Origin of the sequence: Sporosarcina sp. FA15 (genome assembly GCF_051550195.1) — a bacterium.
GTDB lineage: Bacteria > Bacillota > Bacilli > Bacillales_A > Planococcaceae > Sporosarcina > Sporosarcina psychrophila.
This window is the reverse complement of the sequence record NZ_CP188818.1, coordinates 3687257-3708798: the sequence shown is the minus strand read 5'-3', so window position 1 is coordinate 3708798 and position 21542 is coordinate 3687257. Positions and strand designations below refer to the sequence as shown.

Annotated in this window: 21 protein-coding genes; 3 read left to right on the top strand and 18 right to left on the bottom strand. The window is 42.3% G+C overall.

What is annotated here, in order from left to right:
- Positions 1-106: 106 nt before the first annotated feature.
- Entirely contained in the window at positions 107-1417 is a 1311-nt protein-coding gene (locus ACP8HG_RS17510; protein ID WP_438297382.1) for a serine hydrolase, read from the bottom strand.
- 204 nt (positions 1418-1621) lie between these two features.
- Between ACP8HG_RS17510 and ACP8HG_RS17505 the strand changes: the two genes are divergently transcribed.
- Positions 1622-2986, top strand: coding sequence for an FAD-dependent oxidoreductase (locus ACP8HG_RS17505; protein ID WP_438297380.1), 1365 nt, complete (start codon positions 1622-1624; stop codon positions 2984-2986).
- A gap of 182 nt (positions 2987-3168) precedes the next feature.
- Here the strand turns inward: ACP8HG_RS17505 and ACP8HG_RS17500 are convergent, their stop codons facing one another.
- Entirely contained in the window at positions 3169-3489 is a 321-nt protein-coding gene (locus ACP8HG_RS17500; protein WP_067204413.1) for a DUF4183 domain-containing protein, read from the bottom strand.
- A gap of 89 nt (positions 3490-3578) precedes the next feature.
- Positions 3579-3992, bottom strand: a complete 414-nt coding sequence (locus tag ACP8HG_RS17495; RefSeq protein ID WP_354313401.1) for a DUF4183 domain-containing protein — start codon at positions 3990-3992, stop codon at positions 3579-3581.
- Positions 3993-4267: 275 nt separating this feature from the next.
- On the opposite strand from ACP8HG_RS17495, the gene ACP8HG_RS17490 reads away from it, so the two are divergent.
- A complete protein-coding gene (locus ACP8HG_RS17490; protein ID WP_438297377.1) occupies positions 4268-4894 on the top strand; it encodes a flavodoxin family protein in 627 nt (208 codons plus the stop codon).
- Positions 4895-5017: 123 nt separating this feature from the next.
- Here the strand turns inward: ACP8HG_RS17490 and ACP8HG_RS17485 are convergent, their stop codons facing one another.
- Entirely contained in the window at positions 5018-5869 is an 852-nt protein-coding gene (locus ACP8HG_RS17485) for a dimethylarginine dimethylaminohydrolase family protein (protein ID WP_438297375.1), read from the bottom strand.
- Positions 5870-6001: 132 nt separating this feature from the next.
- Between ACP8HG_RS17485 and ACP8HG_RS17480 the strand changes: the two genes are divergently transcribed.
- A complete protein-coding gene (locus tag ACP8HG_RS17480) occupies positions 6002-6739 on the top strand; it encodes a YqcI/YcgG family protein (protein ID WP_187046364.1) in 738 nt (245 codons plus the stop codon).
- A 101-nt stretch (positions 6740-6840) separates the two neighbouring features.
- Here ACP8HG_RS17480 and ACP8HG_RS17475 read toward each other — a convergent pair whose 3' ends face one another.
- From ACP8HG_RS17475 to ACP8HG_RS17410, 14 genes are all read right to left on the bottom strand, one after another.
- Complete coding sequence (locus ACP8HG_RS17475) at positions 6841-8151, bottom strand: D-serine ammonia-lyase (protein ID WP_438298672.1); 1311 nt, start codon at positions 8149-8151, stop codon at positions 6841-6843.
- 149 nt (positions 8152-8300) lie between these two features.
- Positions 8301-9164 (bottom strand): Rpn family recombination-promoting nuclease/putative transposase, encoded by an 864-nt coding sequence (locus ACP8HG_RS17470; RefSeq protein WP_187046362.1) that lies wholly within the window; start codon positions 9162-9164, stop codon positions 8301-8303.
- A 99-nt stretch (positions 9165-9263) separates the two neighbouring features.
- On the bottom strand, positions 9264-10151 hold the full coding sequence (locus ACP8HG_RS17465) for a D-alanyl-D-alanine carboxypeptidase family protein (RefSeq protein WP_187046361.1): 888 nt from the start codon (positions 10149-10151) through the stop codon (positions 9264-9266).
- Positions 10152-10261: 110 nt separating this feature from the next.
- Complete coding sequence (locus ACP8HG_RS17460; RefSeq protein ID WP_438297373.1) at positions 10262-10432, bottom strand: hypothetical protein; 171 nt, start codon at positions 10430-10432, stop codon at positions 10262-10264.
- A gap of 483 nt (positions 10433-10915) precedes the next feature.
- The gene (gene kynA, locus ACP8HG_RS17455) at positions 10916-11734 is read right to left on the bottom strand and encodes a tryptophan 2,3-dioxygenase (protein WP_438297371.1); all 819 of its coding nucleotides are present in this window, start codon (positions 11732-11734) and stop codon (positions 10916-10918) included.
- Positions 11727-12377 carry an arylformamidase gene (gene kynB, locus ACP8HG_RS17450; protein WP_438297369.1) on the bottom strand — a complete coding sequence of 217 codons (651 nt, stop codon included), beginning with the start codon at positions 12375-12377 and terminating at the stop codon, positions 11727-11729. The genes kynA and kynB overlap by 8 nt, the downstream gene beginning before the upstream one ends.
- Complete coding sequence (gene kynU, locus ACP8HG_RS17445; protein WP_438297367.1) at positions 12374-13639, bottom strand: kynureninase; 1266 nt, start codon at positions 13637-13639, stop codon at positions 12374-12376. The genes kynB and kynU overlap by 4 nt, the downstream gene beginning before the upstream one ends.
- Before the next feature lie 602 nt (positions 13640-14241).
- Positions 14242-14853 (bottom strand): response regulator, encoded by a 612-nt coding sequence (locus ACP8HG_RS17440; protein ID WP_438297365.1) that lies wholly within the window; start codon positions 14851-14853, stop codon positions 14242-14244.
- A 1-nt stretch (position 14854) separates the two neighbouring features.
- Positions 14855-15985 carry a sensor histidine kinase gene (locus tag ACP8HG_RS17435; RefSeq protein WP_438297363.1) on the bottom strand — a complete coding sequence of 377 codons (1131 nt, stop codon included), beginning with the start codon at positions 15983-15985 and terminating at the stop codon, positions 14855-14857.
- Positions 15986-16079: 94 nt separating this feature from the next.
- Positions 16080-17132 (bottom strand): fatty acid desaturase, encoded by a 1053-nt coding sequence (locus tag ACP8HG_RS17430; protein WP_187046356.1) that lies wholly within the window; start codon positions 17130-17132, stop codon positions 16080-16082.
- A 215-nt stretch (positions 17133-17347) separates the two neighbouring features.
- Positions 17348-18601: a GGDEF domain-containing protein gene (locus tag ACP8HG_RS17425; RefSeq protein ID WP_354313410.1), complete on the bottom strand. Its 1254-nt coding sequence runs from the start codon at positions 18599-18601 to the stop codon at positions 17348-17350.
- The gene (gene fabG, locus ACP8HG_RS17420; RefSeq protein ID WP_187046355.1) at positions 18598-19338 is read right to left on the bottom strand and encodes a 3-oxoacyl-ACP reductase FabG; all 741 of its coding nucleotides are present in this window, start codon (positions 19336-19338) and stop codon (positions 18598-18600) included. The genes ACP8HG_RS17425 and fabG overlap by 4 nt, the downstream gene beginning before the upstream one ends.
- A gap of 241 nt (positions 19339-19579) precedes the next feature.
- Positions 19580-19909 carry a bacillithiol system redox-active protein YtxJ gene (gene ytxJ / locus ACP8HG_RS17415; protein WP_187046354.1) on the bottom strand — a complete coding sequence of 110 codons (330 nt, stop codon included), beginning with the start codon at positions 19907-19909 and terminating at the stop codon, positions 19580-19582.
- 19 nt (positions 19910-19928) lie between these two features.
- Positions 19929-21542, bottom strand: a complete 1614-nt coding sequence (locus ACP8HG_RS17410; RefSeq protein WP_438297360.1) for an aminotransferase class V-fold PLP-dependent enzyme — start codon at positions 21540-21542, stop codon at positions 19929-19931.

Here is a 21542-nt window from a genome sequence, read left to right as displayed (position 1 = left end):
AGAAGCGATTAGTTTAGCTTGGTTGGTTCTTTATTACCCCCATGAAGCAATAAGCGTGAAAAAGCCATTGTCGACATTTCAATCGACGATGGCTTTTCTAGATTCATTACAACCCCATGAGTTTCCTCTGGACCTCGTCTCGGAAATCTTCACTTTCGAGTAATTTCGATTCGAACAAATGCATGTTTTTTCCGACGAGCATTCCTTGCCAGAAGTTCAGGTCGTCTGTCATGAGGACGATTTCGATTTTATCCCCATTGTGATATTCTGCATACAATGCGTCGTTCAGTACGAATGCGGTTGATCCACCCTTTGCTCCTACATGGACAAAACGGTAATGATTGCTCTCGTTTAGCTGCATAGGCCATTCGAGTAAATCTCTTATGGTTTCGGCGGCTGTCGTTGGGAGTTGGTCATTCGAAATCGCGGATAGTAATTTTCCATAATCGTTAGCGGTTGCACCTATTAAACGGTCTGACCACACTTTTTGTTCGTCACTAGACGAATCAAATATCACATCTTCAATTCTGATGGTTTTCTCTTTCATTTGTACACTTAGTTCTTCAGCTAATGTGCGATACTCTTCCATCGACATGGCCTCGAGCTTTTTGATTAATTGCTTATCGTTCATCGATTCACTTTTTATTTGATTTGGAATTAAGACTGCGCTGACAATCGGGTAGACGTCCTCATGCTGTGTTAGTCCGAGGGTTTTTGCCCGCTCGTTGATGGCAGATATTCCGAGCAGGTCGATTAGGTAGTCCGTGTTGGCGTTGGAGCTATAGGTGGCCATCCCTTTTGCGACATCATGCAATGTCACTTCGTTATTTTTGATTTTGTCTTCACTTTGCATCGCTTTTAACCACTCTTCATGAGCCCCGCCATCCGAGTTTTTTAAGTAGTAGCGGTTTAAATCTGCAAGCGGTACGGAACTGTCTTTGTTCAGCTGGCCTGCATCGATTTGCATAGCGTATTCGGCAGCAATCAGTATCTTCACGGTACTTGCTAGCGGTCGTACTACATCCGATTGGTACGTGATTAATGCCACACCGTTTTCCGCTAGGTACAGGGATGTCGTTTGTGGATTGTCCTTCAGATGGTTTAAGACATACTCCGGATTGTCTCTCAATATGGCGAAGCCCGCGATTCCTATGACTAAAATAATGGATCCATAGATAATCAACCGCTTTTTCGTATATGTTTTTTTATCGAACAATATAAAGATAAAGAACGCGACCAGTAAGGCAAATAAATAATTCACGTTAAATACTAGTACCGCAATGATAATCCCGAATACAACAGCCACATTCAATAATGCTTTCCGTATCTCCATTTTTGTACGGGACTTTTTACTTAACAAAGGTAATAGTGTGAGGACAACAACTGCCGTTAACCCAAACCACGCGTAAATGTTCATATGGTGTCTCCTTTCTAATAATCTCATTGTCTTAAGATACGTTTTGAAAGCAGGATTAGTTTCAATAAGAATTTTTTATGTAGTTCTCACATGGTACGCCCCCTCGTTAGTAGCCCATCCATTAGTCATTTCCTTCATAGTTCTTAAAAACCTTCCGTTTACACTTCCACTAACAAGGTAATAGATAGACAAGGAGGGTGAACAATGAAGAAATTTGATGCAGTCATTATTGGGTTTGGTAAAGGTGGAAAGACACTGGCGGCAATGCTCGCTAAAGAGGGTCAGAACGTTGCAATGATTGAAAAGTCGGCAGAAATGTATGGTGGAACGTGCATCAACATTGCTTGTATTCCAACGAAATCACTCGTTTTTCAATCTAATAATCGTAAATACTCAGAAGTACCTAAAATGGAATTTTATAAAGAAGCGATTGAAGAAAAAAATCATTTAACTTCATTTCTGCGCGATAAGAATTTTCATATGCTAGATGACCTTGAAAAGGTTACGGTCTTTACAGGAGTCGCTTCCTTTTTAGACGATGATAAGATTCAAGTGAAAACTGCCAATGAACAATTCGAGTTAACAGCGGATAAATTCTTTATTAACACAGGATCTTCCCCTATTACTCCGCCAATTGAGGGATTAGAGGGGGCTGATTTCATTTATAATTCGACTACTCTTCAACAATTAGATACACTTCCTGAAAAGTTGGTCATCATTGGTGGAGGTTATATTGGTCTGGAGTTTGCTTCGATTTATGCGAGCTTTGGTTCAGAGGTGACGGTTATTGACCATTCACCTGAGTTTTTACGGAATGATGATCGTGATATCGCAGAAGAAGTGAAAAAAGTGCTTGAGGCAAAAAATATCACGTTTGTAGTAGACAGCAGCGTCGAGTCAATTGAAAATCTTGATGGCGGTGTGGTCGTTTCTTATAAGACGGGTGACGCTGATCATGCAGAAGCTTACGGAAACGCAGTTTTACTGGCTACAGGCAGAAAACCAAACACTGCAGGATTAGGTCTCGAAAATACTTCTGTAGAAGTAAATGATAGAGAGGCAATCATGGTTGACGATTCATTGAAAACAAACGCTAAAAACATTTGGGCATTGGGTGATGTGAATGGTGGACCACAGTTTACTTATATTTCACTAGATGATTTCCGTATTATCAAAGACCAATTAGTTGGCGATGGTAACTACACGAGGAAAGCCCGAAGCAACGTACCCTACTCTGTTTTCATCGATCCGGTTTTATCGCAGGTAGGGTTGAATGAAAAAACGGCTAAAGAAAAAGGGATTGCCTACAAAGTGGTCACACTTCCGGCAGCCGCGATTCCTCGTGCCCGTATCGTGAAACAAACGGACGGATTATTGAAAGCCCTTGTAGATCCAGACACCAAAGAGATTTTAGGTTGCACACTATTTTGTGCTGAATCCAGTGAGATGATCAATACAGTACGTATTGCAATGGAAGCAAAACTGCCGTATACATTTTTGCGGGATACCATTTTTACACATCCCTCGATGAGTGAGGCGCTGAATGATTTGTTTTCTAAAGTGGAATAGCATGAGAAAAAGAGAAGATACCCATCACGGATATCTTCTCTTTTTGATAGCTGAAATTGGCAGATTCGCGGGGAAAATTACTTTTTGAGGATTGGAATTTCTTCCTGTGAGTAATTTAAATCGGGTATAGGTTGGTACCCATATCCATCGATAAGCTTGTCCCACATAGCCAAAAGTTCCAGTTAAGTTACTGTTACTAACTCTACTGCTTCTATAACCAATGGAGTTCCAGCAGATATACTGCCGGTGACAGTATTAAAGGTCAATTCTGTTGCAGAAATTGTATACGAATCGCCCTCTTGTAACACACCATTTAAATAAAAATTATAGTAGCCATTTGTTACTACAGGAAAAGCCGTTGCAGCCGTTCCACTGTCATCCAAAAAAGTAGTTGCAGCGACAGTAGTACCATCTTCGACAACTAAAGGTGCTGCCAATACATTAAAAAACCTCGTCGAAGTACCTGAAACGTTCACGTTAATATTAATAAGGGTAAGCGCCATTTAATTCACCTCCTTTCGTCTATAGTATAGTAAATGCGAAATTCGATAAAATGACAGGGCTGTCCATCTAAAAAGCTAAACTAATTTCACTAAATTAGTTTAGTCGAAAATGACAGCAATTCAACAATAATGGGCGTACGCGCATAAATTATGGCATTAGCCGGGCTAATCGTTAGGCTATTCGTACTCACTTCATACATTCCACCTTCTTGCATTAATGCATTGATGTATAAATTAGCATAGCCATTTGGGCTGAAATTCATAAATTCAATCGTTGGACTCCCATCATCGTTATAAAATAGATTTGCTGGAATAGTTACCCCGTTAGTCACATTAATATTAGCTACTGGGATATAAAAATATCTTTTCACAGTCGGTATGATACTAAATTCAGTGTTATTTGTTGGGATAACTTCTATAGGTGTCTGGCATACAATCTTTTTGCTATAGTTTTTGTAATCAATCATTCTTACTACTTTTTTACACTTTTTATGTCTCTCCATGATCTTATTGCCCCCCTACCATACTATATGACGATAGGTAGTTAGCCGACTGACCGTTTCGCCCTGTACGGCAGACAATTATTATTGGCTACTTTGACGTACTATTTTTATTGTCGCTCAAAATTTAAAATCCCCCTTAGCTGTGGGTTTATGATCCTTTTTGTTCCCAATCGGTAGGACGTTCATGTCCATTCTGAATTGTTCTTCAAGACGTTTTTGATTGGCCCTACAGGGTACTCATAGAGTAGAAGACAAAATTACAGAGGAGGATTTTGATGCGCTCGTTGAAAGCACTAATTTTGAATGCGTCGTTGAAAAGTTCGGAGGAGGAATCGAATACGGAGGCACTTGCGAAGAAGGTCTACCAAATTTATGACAATGAAAATATCGTGGCAGAGGTCGTTAGACTGGCAGATTACGCGATCTCCTACGGAATGAGTCCTGATATGGGAGATGGCGATGAGTGGCCACAAGTATTTGAAAAGGTCAAAGAAGCCGATATTCTTATTATTGGTACACCGCTTTGGCTTGGAGAAAAAAGTAGTATAGCAACGCTTGCCATTGAAAGATTGTATGGAAGTAGCGGAGAGACAAATGATAAAGGACAAGCCATTTATTATAATAAAGTAGGCGGTGTTGTTGTAACAGGTAACGAAGACGGAGCAAAGCATGCCGCCGCTTCCATTCTTTATGGGTTATCGCATATTGGGTTTGTCATTCCTCCGAATGTCGATACATATTGGGTTGGAGAAGCAGGACCAGGACCATCTTATATCGCTGCAGGTCAAACAAATGATTTCACAAAAAAGCATGTTGAATTGCTTGCTTATAATACGATCCATCTTGCTAGAATGCTGAAAGAACATCCAATTCCGGCACAAGGGAATTTGCTTGATAGCTGATGCACAAGAAAGCACCCTCGATGGGTGCTTTCTTTTTGATATTAAGACAATGGCTATGTAGGAATACCTTTATATTCCCTAACAATCAAAAAACCCCACTTCACAGCGAGGTTCACAATCGTTCTATTCCCTATGGACAGGCATTGAACAACACCTAAAAGAGCCACCGGATTTAATGATTTCATCGAATTCGACTTCAATAACTTCGAATCCGTGCGCACGTATTTGTGCATTGACTTGTTTGTTTTGAGGAAGGCTGAATACTTTTTTATCGCCGATTGACAAGACATTGGTGCCCATTGTGAATTGTTCTTCTTCGGAAACCTCAATGAGCTTGTATGTTGCTGTCAGCATATCGACAATGCTTGGATCAAATGCTTTCGAAAAAATAAGTCCTACTTCGGGTGATAAGATGTTAAATACGCAGTCTAGATGCAGGTATTTTTCATCGAAAGGAACAGGAATAATCGTGTAATCTGGAAGATCATCTTTTAACTTTTCAGCGGCTTCTATGGATGTCCGGCTACTAATGCCGACAAACAATGTGCCGCGATCGACGATGACGTCTCCACCCTCTACATGATCGGTTGTGGTTTGGAATGAAATATCCTCGTCCTCAAGCCATTCCTCGAGTGCTTCTTCTTCCCCTTTACGAATATCGCTTGCCATTTCGGAGACAAAAATGTCATCTCCTACAGTAAATCCGATATCCCTTGTGAAGACTTGTTCCGGAAATTTTTTGGATGATGGCAGTTTGATGACTTCAACTCCGTGTTCTTTAAGGAGTTCTTCAAATTGTTTATGTTGTTTCATTGCCATTTCAACATTTATATTTTCATCTTCGTATTCTTTCTGTACGTCGTTAATCACTTCTTCAATAGCCATAAACCTAGGCTGGCATAGGATTACACGGCGTAGCGTATCATACTCTGTATTGCATTTTGTAGTGTCTGAATTTTCTATAGGGGAATTCATGCTGGATCCTCCAATTATTTTTTGTCTTCTTTACACTTCCCCATCAAATTCTATTTAAACATTTTAATGGTTTTGTCCCCCGCCTAAGGGGAATGGGTATATATAGAGATTGAGATAAATGGAGGGGAAACAATGATTCTGAAAGATAAGTTTTTATTGACAAAAGAGGATTTTACGGAGCGTACCGATCTGCCTAATTGGCTGTTGAAGGAATACCAAACGTTCCATGAGACGGTGACGGATAAGACGTTTCCTTGTTATTTCGGTATGGGAGGAGAGCTCAAGGGCGAATTACGCTATGGATATGTGACACAGAATGACTGGTCCAATTTGCCGGAAACGTTGAAGTCGTTTTTGGCGCTTTTCGACAACCCCGCGCATAAACGGCATGGATTATTCGTGTTTGTTGAGCCATTTGAAACAGAAGGTTCTTTGGATGAGTATCGACAGCAGTTCTGGGAAATGTTGCAGTACTTGCACGGAGTAGATGAAATTGAATGGCCTGCCGATAGTCCCCACGATCCTGCTCATCATCTATGGGATTTCCGTTTTCATGGCGAGCCGATTTTTGTGTTTGGCAATGCACCGGCCTACAAGCAACGGAAGACGCGGAATCTTGGCAATGCAATGGTACTCGGTTTTCAGCCTCGTCGCATATTCGAGGGATTGAAAGGAACGGAAAAAGGCGGGGTCATGTCGCGCGAAAAAGTTCGTGAACGCGTCGAAGTGTGGGATCAGTTACCAAAGCATCCGGATATTAGCCATTTCGGAGATCCAGAGCACAACGAATGGAAACAGTTTTTCATTGGGGATGATGTGGAACCGATTCAAGGACAATGTCCATTTTCACATAAAGAGAAGATGAGCTAGTTGGTACCCAATAAAGACAAAAAACCTCACACAAGTGTGAGGTTTTTTATTATTCGCAATTATTTCCCAACTTAATGTCGATTTCCCGGGAAATAACGGGATTATTTCCCGCCCATATCATAATACGAATTCATCTCTGCTTCAGGGACCATACTGCCACCTGTTGCCCAGACAAGATGGGTAGCATTTGCTGAATTAGCACCCTTTACATTTCCATGGATAGCTTGTACTGGACCAGTCATCCCCGCGAGTGCGGACGGCTCGAGTCGAATATTTTCTGTGTCTGCGATCAGTTTCAATAACTTGAACATCGTTTCGTCGGCAATCGTATAACAGCCGGATAATAACGGTTCCATTGTCTTGCCAACAAAACCAGATGCTGTGCCAACTGCGAGTCCGTCTGCAACGGTTTTATTGTCTAGACCGAAGTCTTGAACTGAAATCTTGTCGTGAAGACCAGTCATCATGCCGAGCATCATGCACGGGGAATGCGTCGGCTCTGCGAAGAAACAGCTGACTGCATCGCCGAACACGAGCTTCAGTCCAAATGCTACACCTCCAGGGCCGCCACCGACACCGCAAGGCAGATAAACGAACAGCGGGTTGTCTTTGTTAACGATTGTGCCACGCGCTTTCAACTGCGCTGCAACACGTTCCCCCGCCACTGCATAGCCTAAAAATAAGTCGAGTGAGTTTTCATCATCAACGAAATGACAAGAAGGATCTGCATCCGCTTGGCGACGCCCTTCTTCAACAGCTTTACTGTAGTCATCGGCGTATTCAACAACTGTGACGCCTTTTTCGCGCAGCATATCCTTTTTCCATTGTTTCGCATCTGCTGACATATGGACAGTAACATCGAAACCGAGCTTGGCGCTCATGATGCCGATGCTTAGGCCCAGGTTTCCTGTCGATCCGACAGCGATTTTATGTTTTGAGAACAGGTTGTGAAATTCAGGCTCTGCAAATTTAGTATAGTTGTCAGCAGTTGTGATCAATCCGTGCTCAATCGCAAGTGCTTCGGCATGTTTTAGGATTTCGTAAATGCCACCGCGCGCTTTGATTGAACCTGAAATCGGCAGTGCGTTGTCTTCTTTCAGGAGAAGTTCACCTGAAATAGCTGCTTTGTATTGATTGGAAAGCGCTTCTTTCATGTTTGGAATAGCGGTAATCGGTGATTCGATAATACCGTTCGACACTTTTGTTTCCTGGAAGACACGCTCGATATATGGCGCGAAACGTTTCAGACGGTCTGATGCATCTTTGACGTTTTCTGCAGTCACACCTGTTTTTTGAAGACCAGTTGATGTTGATTCAACTAAGGGATTGAGCCAGAGCACTTCTTCACGTGCTGTCATCTGTCCGATGAGCGGAAGCTTCTCTTTCCATTCATTTACTTGTGCTTTTTCCATCATTTTTATCGCCTCATTTTTTTGAATGTTGTATGAACAGTATAACATGAGAGGTGATTTAGAATCATATTCCTCGTCGTATCCCTTCATGAATACCTCTAATAATTAAATACAGCCCTACCAAGAGTATCGGTAAGGCTACACTTTTTTCATTGTATTTGATTGATGATAGCATGTACTTTTTCTTCGGGCATTTTCATAACCCTCGTAATCATTTCAACTGAAAACCCTTCTGCATGCATGCTGAGAACAGTTTCTTTTTCACCTTCCTCTTTACCTTCCCTCCTAGCTTGCTCCCTTCTCGTCGCTTGGTCCGATAGCCATTTATCGCGTGCTATTGCACGTTCACGCATTACTTCATCTTCACTAATCCGATGCAATTCATCATAGGCCTTTTCGATTCCCATGTCAGTCATCGCAACCTCCTCCTTTGTTTTATCATCTCCAGACAGAAATAACATCCACTTGGTTAATAGATCTTCATCAGTCAATTCTTCAGTCATCTGCACTTTGGGCAGCTCCAAAACGTGAATTTCTAAGTGGTCTGTAAATTTGATAAGCTTTTCTTTTTCCATTAAATGAAACGTACTATGAAAATGGTCATTTTGCAAGAACTTGAAATTTGTAATAGATATTTGAATTGTTTTGTTAAGTTTTTCATAAGCCTCACCAGACTTTAATTGTCCAAGATACATTCTTGCCCAATACAACAGCATACGATTTTCAAAACCGCTATGATACTCCAATTGCATCTCGATATCAATTTCTACATTTTCAGTTGTTCGAACCCGAATATCCAAAATCGAATATTTCTCGTCCACATATTCTGCCCCGAGGTATGAATTTAGGAACATAATCTCTTCTACTTCTTCAGTCAATATTGCATTCAGCAAAAGAATAAGAAGACTCTTATTTTTTTCCTTCCCAAAAATTGCTTTAAACACAAGATCATTCCTTACGTCTAATAACCTACCTGAATACTTCTCCGGCTCTTCCCTTACAAGTGCGACCATTTAAGCGCCTCCTGTTTTAGTATTCACTTCATTATAGAACGTAGGTTATATGTGTTCAAATATTTAGTTAATTTATATTCCACTTTAAGCACATATCTATTAATTCAACACAAATCGTTCAATCAGCTCTCTCGTCAAATCAAATCGAGGAGTTGCGGTATCTCCGCCCTCTGCTGCAACATCTATGACAACTGAAATAATGCGTCGGCCATCAAAGACTCCAGTACTAGCGAAGCAGGAACCCGCCTGATCTGTGAAGCCGGTTTTCAATCCGTCGATTCCCGCCAATGCTTGAGGCATACCCGCCAACATCAAGTTGGTGCTCCACAACGTAGTGCCATTACCCGTTTTGAAGCTCGGCAACTTTGTATAGTCGAGCACTTCGGGATGCTTGGCAATGAGCTTTTGTGCAATTACTGACACATCACTTGCAGAGGCATGATTCGTTTGCTCATACCCTTTGCCAATATAATCGCCGTCAAGTCCGCTGGCATTGAAGAAAGTCGTCTCTTTCAGACCGAAACTTTTCGCCTGTTTATTCATCAATTCAACAAACGCTTCTTCCGTTCCGCTAACCATTTCGGCAAGCGCCATCGCCGCGTCATTTGCAGAGTTGACCGTCATCGCAGTAAACAATTCTTTCAATGTATAAACGTTTCCCGCTGTCATTCCTAGTTTGACGGCAGCTGATTGTCCTGCAATTTGTTGTAGCGCCTCACTTGGCTTGTATGTGTTTTCCCATGCTAAATTACCGCTGTTGACGGCGTTCAGCACGAGATACTGCGTCATCAATTTGGACATACTTGCGATTGGTAATGGTTCTGCACTATTTTCTTCGTAAATTACTTTACCCGTATCCGCATCGATAAGAATGATCGCTTTTGCAGCAGTTGCTAAATCTACTGTCTCCAAGGTTTTTTCTTTGTTATTCATCACAACTGTAACGCTCAATATAATGATCACTAGTATAAAGATTAATTTCTTCATGTTTTCCACACCTTTGCAGTAATAAGAGTTCATTACCTTAATTATGAATGATAATAATGAAGAATCGCCTAGTATAAACATGAAGAATTTCTTAAGTTTTAGTACACGGGTTACTTATAAAAACGATTAATTAACCAAACTGTTATTAAAATTGCACCGAACACAAACCAAATACGTGCAAGCAATTTTTCCCTCTTCTGCTTATCTTCCATATTTCTCGTCAGAAAACGTACAAATAACTCTACCGCAATTGCCAAGATAATAATTAGTATCCAACGCATGTTTATTCCCCCATTTCTACTGTAATCATGATCCCCGATTATTAAATCCAATGCGCTAATTCTATCATTGATTGCAGGCGACTGCCCATAATTTGGAACGCACACACAACCCCCGTCCTTCCGGAATATGCTACTATAACAACTCAGTAATGGTGGTGCTTATTAATGGAATTAACAATGAGTCCACCTATCGATGATTGGTAATTTCATTCACAAACATCGATAGGAAAACATAAATTCAAGCACATAGTTCGCTTACTGGATATTTCAAGGTTGTGGCAATGAACCACAGCGGTTCGCGGAGGGGAACTACTGTCGACGGGCAATCAGTTCGACAGGTTTATTGCTGGCACACTTGCCTCCAATTAGTGAACAAGAAAATTAGATTTGAAGTTGTTATAAATACAATACTAAAACTCCGCCAACTATATTTGTTGGCGGAGTTTCTAGGGCTATTTTTTTTGATCATCATTCTTTGCTTGATTATAACTTCGTCCGAACATCCCATAACTCCGGAAAGAACTGATGATCAAGGACAGACTTCAAATAATTCACACCTGACGAACCGCCCGTCCCCATTTTAAAGCCGATAATCCGTTCAACAGTTTTCATATGACGGAAGCGCCATTGCTGATGGCTGTCTTCGATATCGACAAGCTTCTCCGCCAGCTGATATAAATTCCAGTGATCATCGACGTTGCGGTATACTTCTAGCCACGCATCCGCCACTGTCGTATCCCCTTTGTATGTAACTGAGAAATCGCGTTCGAGCAGTTCTGGGTTTATCGCGAAGCCGGCACGTGACAGCGCACGTATTGCCACATCGTAAATCCCCGGTGAACGGAATGCGTCCTCTAAATCACTTGCGAGCTCGGGATCTTTCTCGTAAATCTTCAAAATATGCGGTTGCTTATAACCAAGTGCGAACTCAATAAGCCTGTTTTGGTAGGATTGAAAGCCAGATGCACGACCTAAACTGTCCCGGAACTCCATATATTCAGCAGGCGTCAATGTCGACAGCACATCCCACGCCTGGATAATTTGCGTCTGTGTTTTTGACACGCGTGCCAGCATTTTGAATGCTTCCGGCAATTCATCTTTTTCGATTAAGTCGATGGCTGTATTGAGCTCATGCAAAATGAGTTTCATCCATAACTCACTCACTTGATGAATGACGATAAACAGCATCTCATCATGATGGCCGGACAAACGTTGCTGGCTCGACAGCAATTTATCGAGATTCAAATACTCGCTGTAGGTCATATTATCTTTAAAATCCGTGTGAATTCCTTTTTCAGTCATGATTGATATGCCCCCCTGCCATTGATCGCAATACGGCACGAACTGGGCTACCATCGCCGTCTTTTAGCGGAAGCGGTAATGCAATCAGTTCATAATCGCCCGGTTCCACTGCGCTGAGGACGATGTTTTCTAAAATCATCACGCCGTTTTCATTGAGGGAATGATGGGTACTGACTGTTTTGCTTGTTTCAGGGTCAACAGATGGCGCGTCAATACCGATGAGCCGAACCCCTCTCTCTTTCAATAAAGGACCGATATCCTCACGCAAATACGTAAAATTTTCCGGAAATACATTCGGATCAGGACGGCTCCCAGTTTTCAATAAAATCCGTTCTGCTCCACCGAAATCAAGGTCCTCTAGATCAGCCCTTCCAATACTCTCTTTTCCTGAAACATCGAGTACACGCGCCCGTCCGATGTATAAATCAATTGATAAATCGAGCACTTTTAATCCGTTATCATCGAAGTGAAACGGTGCGTCGATATGCGTCCCCATATGCGTACTTGTCGTTAACTTACCAATATTGACTGAACCTGTTTCTGCTTTAGAGTAGGCAACTTCATATGAAAATGGTGTGTCACCAGGCCATTCGGCAATATTATTTTGCAGCGGTTGTGAAATATCAATCCATTTCCCCGTCATGCGACGACACCTCTTTTATTCTCAAATTTTTCATAGCGTTTTTCATCCATAATCCGTTTTAGTTTCTGCACAGTATGCCAGACGTCTTCGAAGGAATTGTATAACGCAACCGGCGCAAGTCGAACACCATTTGGCGCACGGAAGTCCGGGATGACGCCATCTTCTTTCAACGCTTTACAAATACGTGCAGCCTCGACATGTTCAAGCAAGATATGGCCCCCACGTGAGGCGTCTACTGGGTTGCCAATTGTGAAGTCGTGGTCAGACAGTTCCTGTTGAATTAACGCCAGCATATAGTCCGTCAGCTGAAGTGACTTTTCACGGACTTTTTTAATGCCTACTTCTTCAAACAATTCCAGCGTACCAATGACCGGCGCTAAACTGAGTACGTGAGGCGTCCCAATTTGATAGGCAGCGACGTCCAGTGCCGGATCCATTGTATGATCCATATCGAATTGCGATTCCTTTTTCGAACCGAACCACCCTGCCAAACCTGGCGTTGTGCCGAAATGCTTGTCATGGACGAACAGTCCTGCGACGGACCCTGGCCCCCCGTTCAAATGCTTATATGTACACCAGAAAGCGAAATCCGCGCCCCAATCATGCAAGGCGTGTTCAACTGCACCAATCGAATGACATAAATCAAAGCCAATCGGGATACTTTTTTCATTCGCAGCTTTCGAAAGTTTCTCCATATCGAGGATTTGCCCACTCCTGTATAAAACAGCTGGCAAAACGATGAGTGCGATGTCTTCTGTCATCGCTTCGATGATATCGTCTTCATTTAAAAATCGACCATCCCTGCTTTTCACCTGGACAAGATGTTCATCTGGATTAAAACCTTTCAGTGCTAACTGGCTTTTTAGCGCATAAATGTCCGAAGGGAAATTGAGTTCATCGGCGAGAATCTTTGTTTTAGTCCCTGATGGGTTGTAGAATGTTGCGGCAAGCTGATGCAAGTTCGTCGTTGTCGAGCCCGTTGCAATGACCTCACTTTTTGTTCCCCCAACAAGTGGCGCCATCTTTTCGCCGACCGACTCAGATAGGTAAAACCACGGATTATCACCTTCTGTCCAGCCGTCGATGCCCAGTGTTTTCCATGAATCGAGTAAATTATGCAGCGTTCGCTCCGCTCGCTTTGACAGTAATCCTAGTGAATTACCATCCATATAGATGGTGTTTTCGAGTAGATAAAACTCGTCTTTATATTTTGCGAGATTGTCTTTTCCGTCGAGTTTTCTTGCGTAATCGATACCAAACATGTTCGGTTCCCCCTTGCGTGAACTTTCCGTCTTTAGTAAAAGTGTAACATATTTGGGGTGTGCTCGTAACGAGGTTTATTACTGGGGTAAGGGTGGGGTTATGCTTGGTTTGGGGTGGGATATGCTTGGGTTGACGGTTATATGCTTGGGGGCCAGCGGGTATGATCAAGTTGACGGTTTTATGCTTGGGTGCAGGCAAGATATGATCGGGTCAGTGGTTTTATGCTTGGGTGTCGGCTAGATATGATCGGGGCGGCGCGGATATGCTCGATTGCCTGCGGATATGATCGGGTCAACGGGTATATGCTCGGGGGCCGGCGAGATATGATCGGGTCAACGGTTTTATGCTCGGTTGCCCGCGAGATATGATCGGGTCAACGGTTTTATGCTCGATTGCCAGCGGGATATGATCGGTTCGACGAATTTATGCTCGATTGCAGGCGAGATATGATCGGTTCAACGAGTTTATGCTCGATTGCCAGCGAGATATGATCGGTTCGACGAATTTATGCTCGGTATACATACTTCAACCCCACTACACCAACCCCAGACGACAAAAAACCGACATCACTGTCGGCTTACCGTCTTCTTATATACTCAATTCACTTAAACCAGCCCTTCTCCTTAAACCGGGATATCGCTTCAATCCGGTTCCCAACGCCGAGCTTATCTAAAATCGTGGAGATGTAATTTCGCACTGTACCAGGCGTCAAATACAACTCGCCAGCGATTTCTTTCGTGGTCTTCCCTTCAGCAATAAGTCCGAGCACTTGGCTTTCACGCTCCGTCAGCGGATTTACCGTCTCATCCCCGTCCCCGTAGGCAATGTCAACGAGTTCTGGTGCGTAAATCCGTCTGCCGTCCATTATCGTTCGGATTGAACTGACAAGCTCTTCAATCGGACTGTCTTTCAATAAATAACCACGTACGCCTGCTTTCCTCGCACGTTCGAAGTAACCTGTTCTGGCAAATGTCGTCAGGATAATGATCTTACAAGGTTCATCATGCAGCGCTTCTGCTGCGTCAAGCCCCGTCATCACCGGCATTTCAATGTCCATGATGCAGACATCCGGCTGATGTTCTTTCACCAGCGTAACCGCTTCTTCCCCATTTTTTGCTTTTCCGACGACTTCCATATCATCTTCCATATTCAATAATGATCCAAGTGCTCCAAGCATCATCCCTTGGTCTTCCGCTATGACAATACGTATCACATCAATCACTCTCCATAATATGTTGTATGACCGCAGGAACACGAATCGATAATTTTGTTCCTTCGCCACCCTCGACTCGAAGGCTTCCATTAACAAATTCAAGTCGCTCGCGCATGCCAGTCAAACCATTGCCAGGTGACGTTTCTCCGCCCCTAGTAATGCCGATTCCGTCGTCTACCACATTGATGACAAATTCATTCGGCAATTGTTCAAACGACACGCAGCAAGTTTTGCCATAACTATGCTTCACAACGTTTGTCACTGCTTCTTTCAAGCACATACTTAGCACGCTTTCCACGATGGCCGGGATGTTGGTGAACGATGGATTCCCCTTAATGGTGTACTCCATTTCAGCTGCCTTCAACATCTGCTTAATGCGAATCACTTCATCTTCCAATTTCGTTGCCCGCATGCCCGCCACTAACTCCCGAACTTCCTTCAGCGCTGTGCTGGCTGTCTGTCTTATATCCTGTAACTCTCTTTCGGCAGCTCTAGGATCACGAGACACTAGCTTGCCAGCTAAATCACTCTTTAAGCCAATCAATGATAGCTTTTGGCCAAGTGTATCATGTAAATCACGAGAAATCCGTTCCCGCTCCTCCACTATAATTAACTCCGAAATCCGTTCGTTGGCATGTTCCAATTGACCTACCAAGTTTTCACGCTTATTTCGGTTGTATAAATTGAATGGCAATAATACGATACCAATCACCGAGATGAGGATGAAATGAACTTGCGGAAGAAATAACTCGAGTTCGATGAAAAAACCTGCGACAATCGCAATGATTGTAATGGCAATATGTAGCCCGTATATAATGAAGAATCCAACTTGATTGCGAATATTACCTATGAAAAACGCAGTGAATATGGATAAATACACATAGCCGAATAACAGTGTCATAACGACGTTAATCACAATTTCAAAACTGATCCACATATAAACAAGTCCACTTTTCGATTTGAATGAAAATCGATACGACAGGAAAAATAAGAATAACAATGAAATTCCAATGGAAATTTCAATGGGCGACGATGATCTGAATATGAAAAAGAATGGCAGAAAACAAAATACTGCCCACGCATAAATACTAAGCCAAGGGTTTTTCGGGAAAATACTATACCAACTTTGCATATCTTTGTTTCACCGTCCTGTCTATACTTTCCATTGTACCAAATAGTGAGACAAAAAAAACAGCCATCCTCTGAAGAGATGGCTGTTTTAAGTATTATTCTGCGTCGAAACTTGTGCGTTTCGGTTTCAAATCGATTGAAGAACTTGCTGATTTCAGCATATGCTTCACGTCTTTAAACGCGATAAACCTTTTTTTCTCGGGATCATATAAACGGTAACGGATTGACGACAAACTTTCTTTAATCGTAATCGTTGTTGCTTGGTGAAGAGGTGGTGTCGATTCATGTGCTATTTCCAAGTTGTAATTCGGAACACGTGGTGACAAGTGATGGACATGATGGAAACCGATGTTTCCTGTCGCCCACTGCAACACACGCGGTAACTTGTAGTATGAACTGCCATCAATAGCAGCTTTCACATAATCCCACTCAGATTCCTCTTCAAAATACGAGTCTTCAAATGTATGTTGAATGTAGAATAACCAGATACCTAGTGCTCCTGCAACGAACATGGTTGTTCCTTGTATAAGAACGAATGCCTGCCAGCCGATAAGTAAAATCATACCTGTGTAAAGGGCAACAAGTATTGCGTTCGTCAAATACGTATTGTTACGCTCTTTCTTGCGTGCATCTTTACGGTTGAAACGACTTGAGATAAGTACAAGGAAAAGCGGTCCGAAACCAAACATAACGATTGGGTTACGGTATAAACGGTAAGCAAAACGCTGCCATTTTGATGCTTCAACGTACTCTTCAACCGTCATGACCCAAATGTCACCTGTACCGCGCTTGTCGAGATTCGAGCTTGTTGCATGGTGAATCGAGTGTTCACGTTTCCATTTTTCATAGGCAAACAGTGTAAGAACACCAGTAATGGTACCGACAATATCATTTGTTTTTTTGTTTTTAAAGAATGAACCGTGCGTGCAATCATGGAAGATGATGAATGTCCGAATGACAAATCCTGCTGCAATAACACAAAGTCCAAGCGTTAACCAAATTGACACCGACAAACTTTGGTACGCCAAGAACCATAGGACTATAAACGGTATAACAGTATTGATAAGCTGCATTATACTTTTCTTTTTATCTGACTTAGCAAAAGGGGCAACGTCTTTGTGTAGCTGTTTTGTTTTTTCTTTAGACATGTTGTATTATCCTCCTTCAATCTTATGTTCTTTTTCTGATTCGCTATCTTGAATCTAATGATAAAGAACTTTCGGACTTCACAGAAGACATAACTGTCATGATTTTCGATATGACAGGTGTCACTTATTGTGAATTAATTCACAAGGATAGATTTTCGATACAAAAAGGGCTTAACTCAGATTTCCGGGTTAAGCCCTTCTTACATTGTCCTTATTTAACTACCATCTTCAGCAGTCACACGATTACGTCCTGTCCGTTTTGAATCGAACAATAAGTCATCTGCATATGTATGGCCCTTTTCGATGCTTGTATGATCTGTAAAACGCTTGTAGAAAAGGCCGAACGAAGCAGTATATGAGATATGTTGTAGCTCGCCTTTGAACTCAGCTTCTACAAAACTTCTTTCCACATCCAGACGCAAACTTTCAACAAGTTCCTTTACCCCGTCATAGTTACGATTGCGTATAAAGAGCGTGAATTCTTCACCACCCGTCCGAAACAGGCAATCATCTTTTTCTAGATGATTCTGCAGCAGCTTTGCAAAATGGATGATTACAGTATCACCGACCGCGTGGTTAAACGTATCATTCACCTTTTTGAACTGATCGATATCACATACGACTACCCCGAATGGTGCATCGTACAATTTAGGCTGTCCCATTTGTTTATCCATAAACGCCCGATTTCTAGCCCCTGTCAGAAAATCTGTGTATGCCATTTCTTCAAATTGGTTGCGCTCCAATTTGTCTTGCATATTTTGCGACTTCAATACAAACGAACGACTGACGATGTAATTCAGCATGAACAGTGCGATGAGTGATTCCCATCGTCCTTCTATCAGAAAAACGAATAGCAGGGCATTTGTAAAACCCGTTTTCCAAAGATCAAGTATACTCCGATCCTTTAGGAACGCCCATGCAGCTTGACGGGTTTGAATACTTTTTTCCAAGTACAGCAAAATTAATAACGTCAAATCCGATATATACATCGTTATGCCATTGAGTAAAAGGATGAGCAACCAGAAGCCAAATGGGAACGGGGTAAAATAAGGGATGAATGCATAAAACAAATAATACCCTGCCACATTCGACAACGTGAACGCCCCGATATTGTACAGTGTATCAATGACTGAATCTGAGCGTTTTTCATTCTTTATTTTCCTTAGCAGATAGACAGACGTCCTGTATACGACCTGATAGAGAAATACACCATATGGACCAGCAAAAAGAACGAATGCCAAGCCATAACTGATGCCATATTCAATATTAAGTTTCCCTGTTTTCGTCCAGGTTTGTAAATGATTATACAATATCGAAAATAACCAAAATAAGAAAAGGCCGAAGTAGAAATGCTGCGCTTCAATCTCCACTTTTTCCGCGGTGAGAGACAAAGCAGCTGCAGCTAGAAAAAGGGATAGGTTGAAAATAGCGTTCGGTTTCACACCCCATCTCTTTTCCTTCACCGTCATTTCAACATACCACCATCTACTTCTAGGACGGTCCCGTTTATAAAATCAGATTCATCGGAAGCTAAAAACAGATAAGCATTCGCTACGTCTTCTGGCGTACCAAGTCGAGTATACGGCGTCATCATCTTAATTTGCCCTAAGATCTTTTCTGGAATCGTATCAATCATATCTGTTTCGATGAAACCGGGAGCGACAGCGTTTACATTGATGCCCTGTCGACCAAATTCCTTCGCCCACGTTCTTGTCATACCAATGACGCCCGCTTTTGCTGCGGCATAATTCGTTTGACCGATGTTACCACCCGTTCCCGCAATCGAAGACGTATTAATGATTTTCCCTTTCCCTTGGCTAAGCATTGTCGGAAGGAACGCTTGCGTACAATTAAAAACACCCGTCAAATTCACGTCAATCACTCGCTTAAAATCATCCACTTCAAGCTTCAGCATCATCGCATCTTTTGTAATACCAGCATTGTTAATGAGGATATCCACTTTGCCAAACTGTTCAATCACTTTTGTGGCCATCTCTTTGACATTTTCACTATCGGACACATCCGCCTGGAAGAAAGCGGCCTCGATTCCCAATTCATGCAGTTGTTGCGCTTTCGCCTCTCCAGCCTTTTTATCAAAATCAACGATAGCAATCTGTGCTCCATTTTTCCCAAAAAGCTTGGCAGCGACTGCACCAATTCCATTTGCTCCACCTGTTATGACCACGGTTTTATATTGTAAACGCATGTAAAGAACCTACTTTCGCTTATGATTTAATAGACTATTTTAATAACTCTTATATTACCATATTTATTAGCACGCCATAAGGAAATTTCCAAGAACATAAGCGCAAGCGTTTGTTCAACCCTATCTAATAGTAAGGATGCAGCTCAATCTCTCCTGGAAAGCCTCATACAGGACGAGATTGTATAATTTCATAGACAATAAAAAACAGATACCCCTCGAATGGAGTACCTGTTCCACATTATTAACTTCCGTAGTTTTCCACTGCTTTTTTAATCTGGGGGCCGCTAATCGAGTAATGAGTCGCCTGCCAAACCGCTGCTCCATCTTTCAATAGAAACAGTTGAGGCGATTGGTGTTCAACGTGCAGATTACTTTCGATTTCATTGGAAACGGGCCGACTTTCCTGTACTTTAAGAAAGTATTTCGGTACCTCCTCTGCAGATGACTCAAATGCATTGTAGGCTGCTGCACTAACTGGACATGTCGTACTATGTTTTAAAACGAACAAAGGATTCTCTTTCGATTGTTCCAATACGTCATACCACTCATTAACAGTGCGTAATTCTTTCATGATCTTCAGCTCCTTCTATTTAATATGTTTTCCCGTTAGTGTTAGTCGTAAACACTTGCTCATCTATGGATGTTAACCAAGAGAGCAGTTCAAGCATTCTGTTTAACTCTTTATCCGCTACATTGTTCATACATGAAATTTGAAGCCAATTTCTTTCGCGTAAATAAGCGCTCTCGTAATGAACATTGAAACCATTCAAAAACAGGTTATCCCCCAGCTGCATTGCGGATAAACCTTTCGGTAAAGCAATCGTAACAATTGCATCTGCAGCATATTTCTCCGACGCCAAAATTGTCAAACCTGCCTGTTCAACGGCGTTCCTAACTTTACGTGCACGGTTTGAAATAGCCGCAAAGACTTCTGCCGGCTGCTCAAATGTCAGTAAAGCCGTGTCGAGCGCAGATACCAAGTTGGATGACTGGGTATACGGAATCCCTCGTGCTGCTGCATAAGTACCTAAGTCCAAATAGCGCGGCAAGTTATCATTTGCGGCGATTTCTTCATTATGAAATACGAAAGATAGACCTGTATAACTTAATAGTCCTTTGCCACTGACACCTGTTGCATAAGCAACTCCAGTGAGATCAACTGCTGTTGTCCCAATCGCACTCACACAATCCACAGCGAGTGTAATGCCGAATTGTGAACAGAACTTTTTGAATGAATTCAAATCGTTCAGCACACCTGTCGACGTTTCACAATGGACAACCCATAACCAACTGTAGCGACCCGAGCATAATGCAGCTTCAATTTCATCGGCATCGAAAGGGGTCCCCCACTCGATTTCCATTGTGTCAAACCCCATTCCAAAACGCTGGGCATGATCAGTGAGTCTCAAGCCAAATTCCCCGTTCACAAGTATAAGACCTTTACCACTGTGCATACTTAACTGAGCCGCAACAACGTCATTCGCAAGCGTACCTGTCCCTTGAAGAAGTTGGACGTACTTTGCACCAGTCAGCGCGGTCAGCTTGTCCTTCACGCGTTGCAAAACACTTTCAAATTCAGATGAGCGATGTGAGAATGGTTCTGTCATCATGGCCTTTCTTACGTCTTCAGAAATTGTTGCAGGACCTGGTAGGAAATTGACGAGTGGTTTTGAAATCCTTCCCGCAATGCCCGCTTTAAATGTTTCTTTCGTCAAATACATCGGCTGGAAGGCGGCTTCCGCTGTCCCCGTCAATTGTGCAAATGGTAAAAACCCTAGTTGTCCATATAATTTCTGTTCTCGAACCGTTCCCGAGATGAGCGCAGCATCATAGCCCGCTTTAAGGCAATATTGGACTAACGCCTGGGTAAGGCCAAGAAATGCCCTGCCATTCCGATAGTCCTGTTCAATCGCAAGAAGCCTGATTTCTACAGGGTTTTTGGATTGAAACGGTAAGTGATGTTCAACTGGACCAATTTTTCCATCGAGCGAGAATGGACGTTCACTTCGTATCGCGATCATTCCGACGACCCGATTATCTTTCTTACAAATTATATATGTATTTTCATCATGAAATTTGTCGACAAGCTTTCTTGATTCGTTTTGGTCATGCTGCGGAATCTCCTCGGCAAACGTACGGTAATTCAACTCATGAATCTGTTCGAATTCCAAAGCCGTTTCTGCAATTTTATAAATAAAACTCAT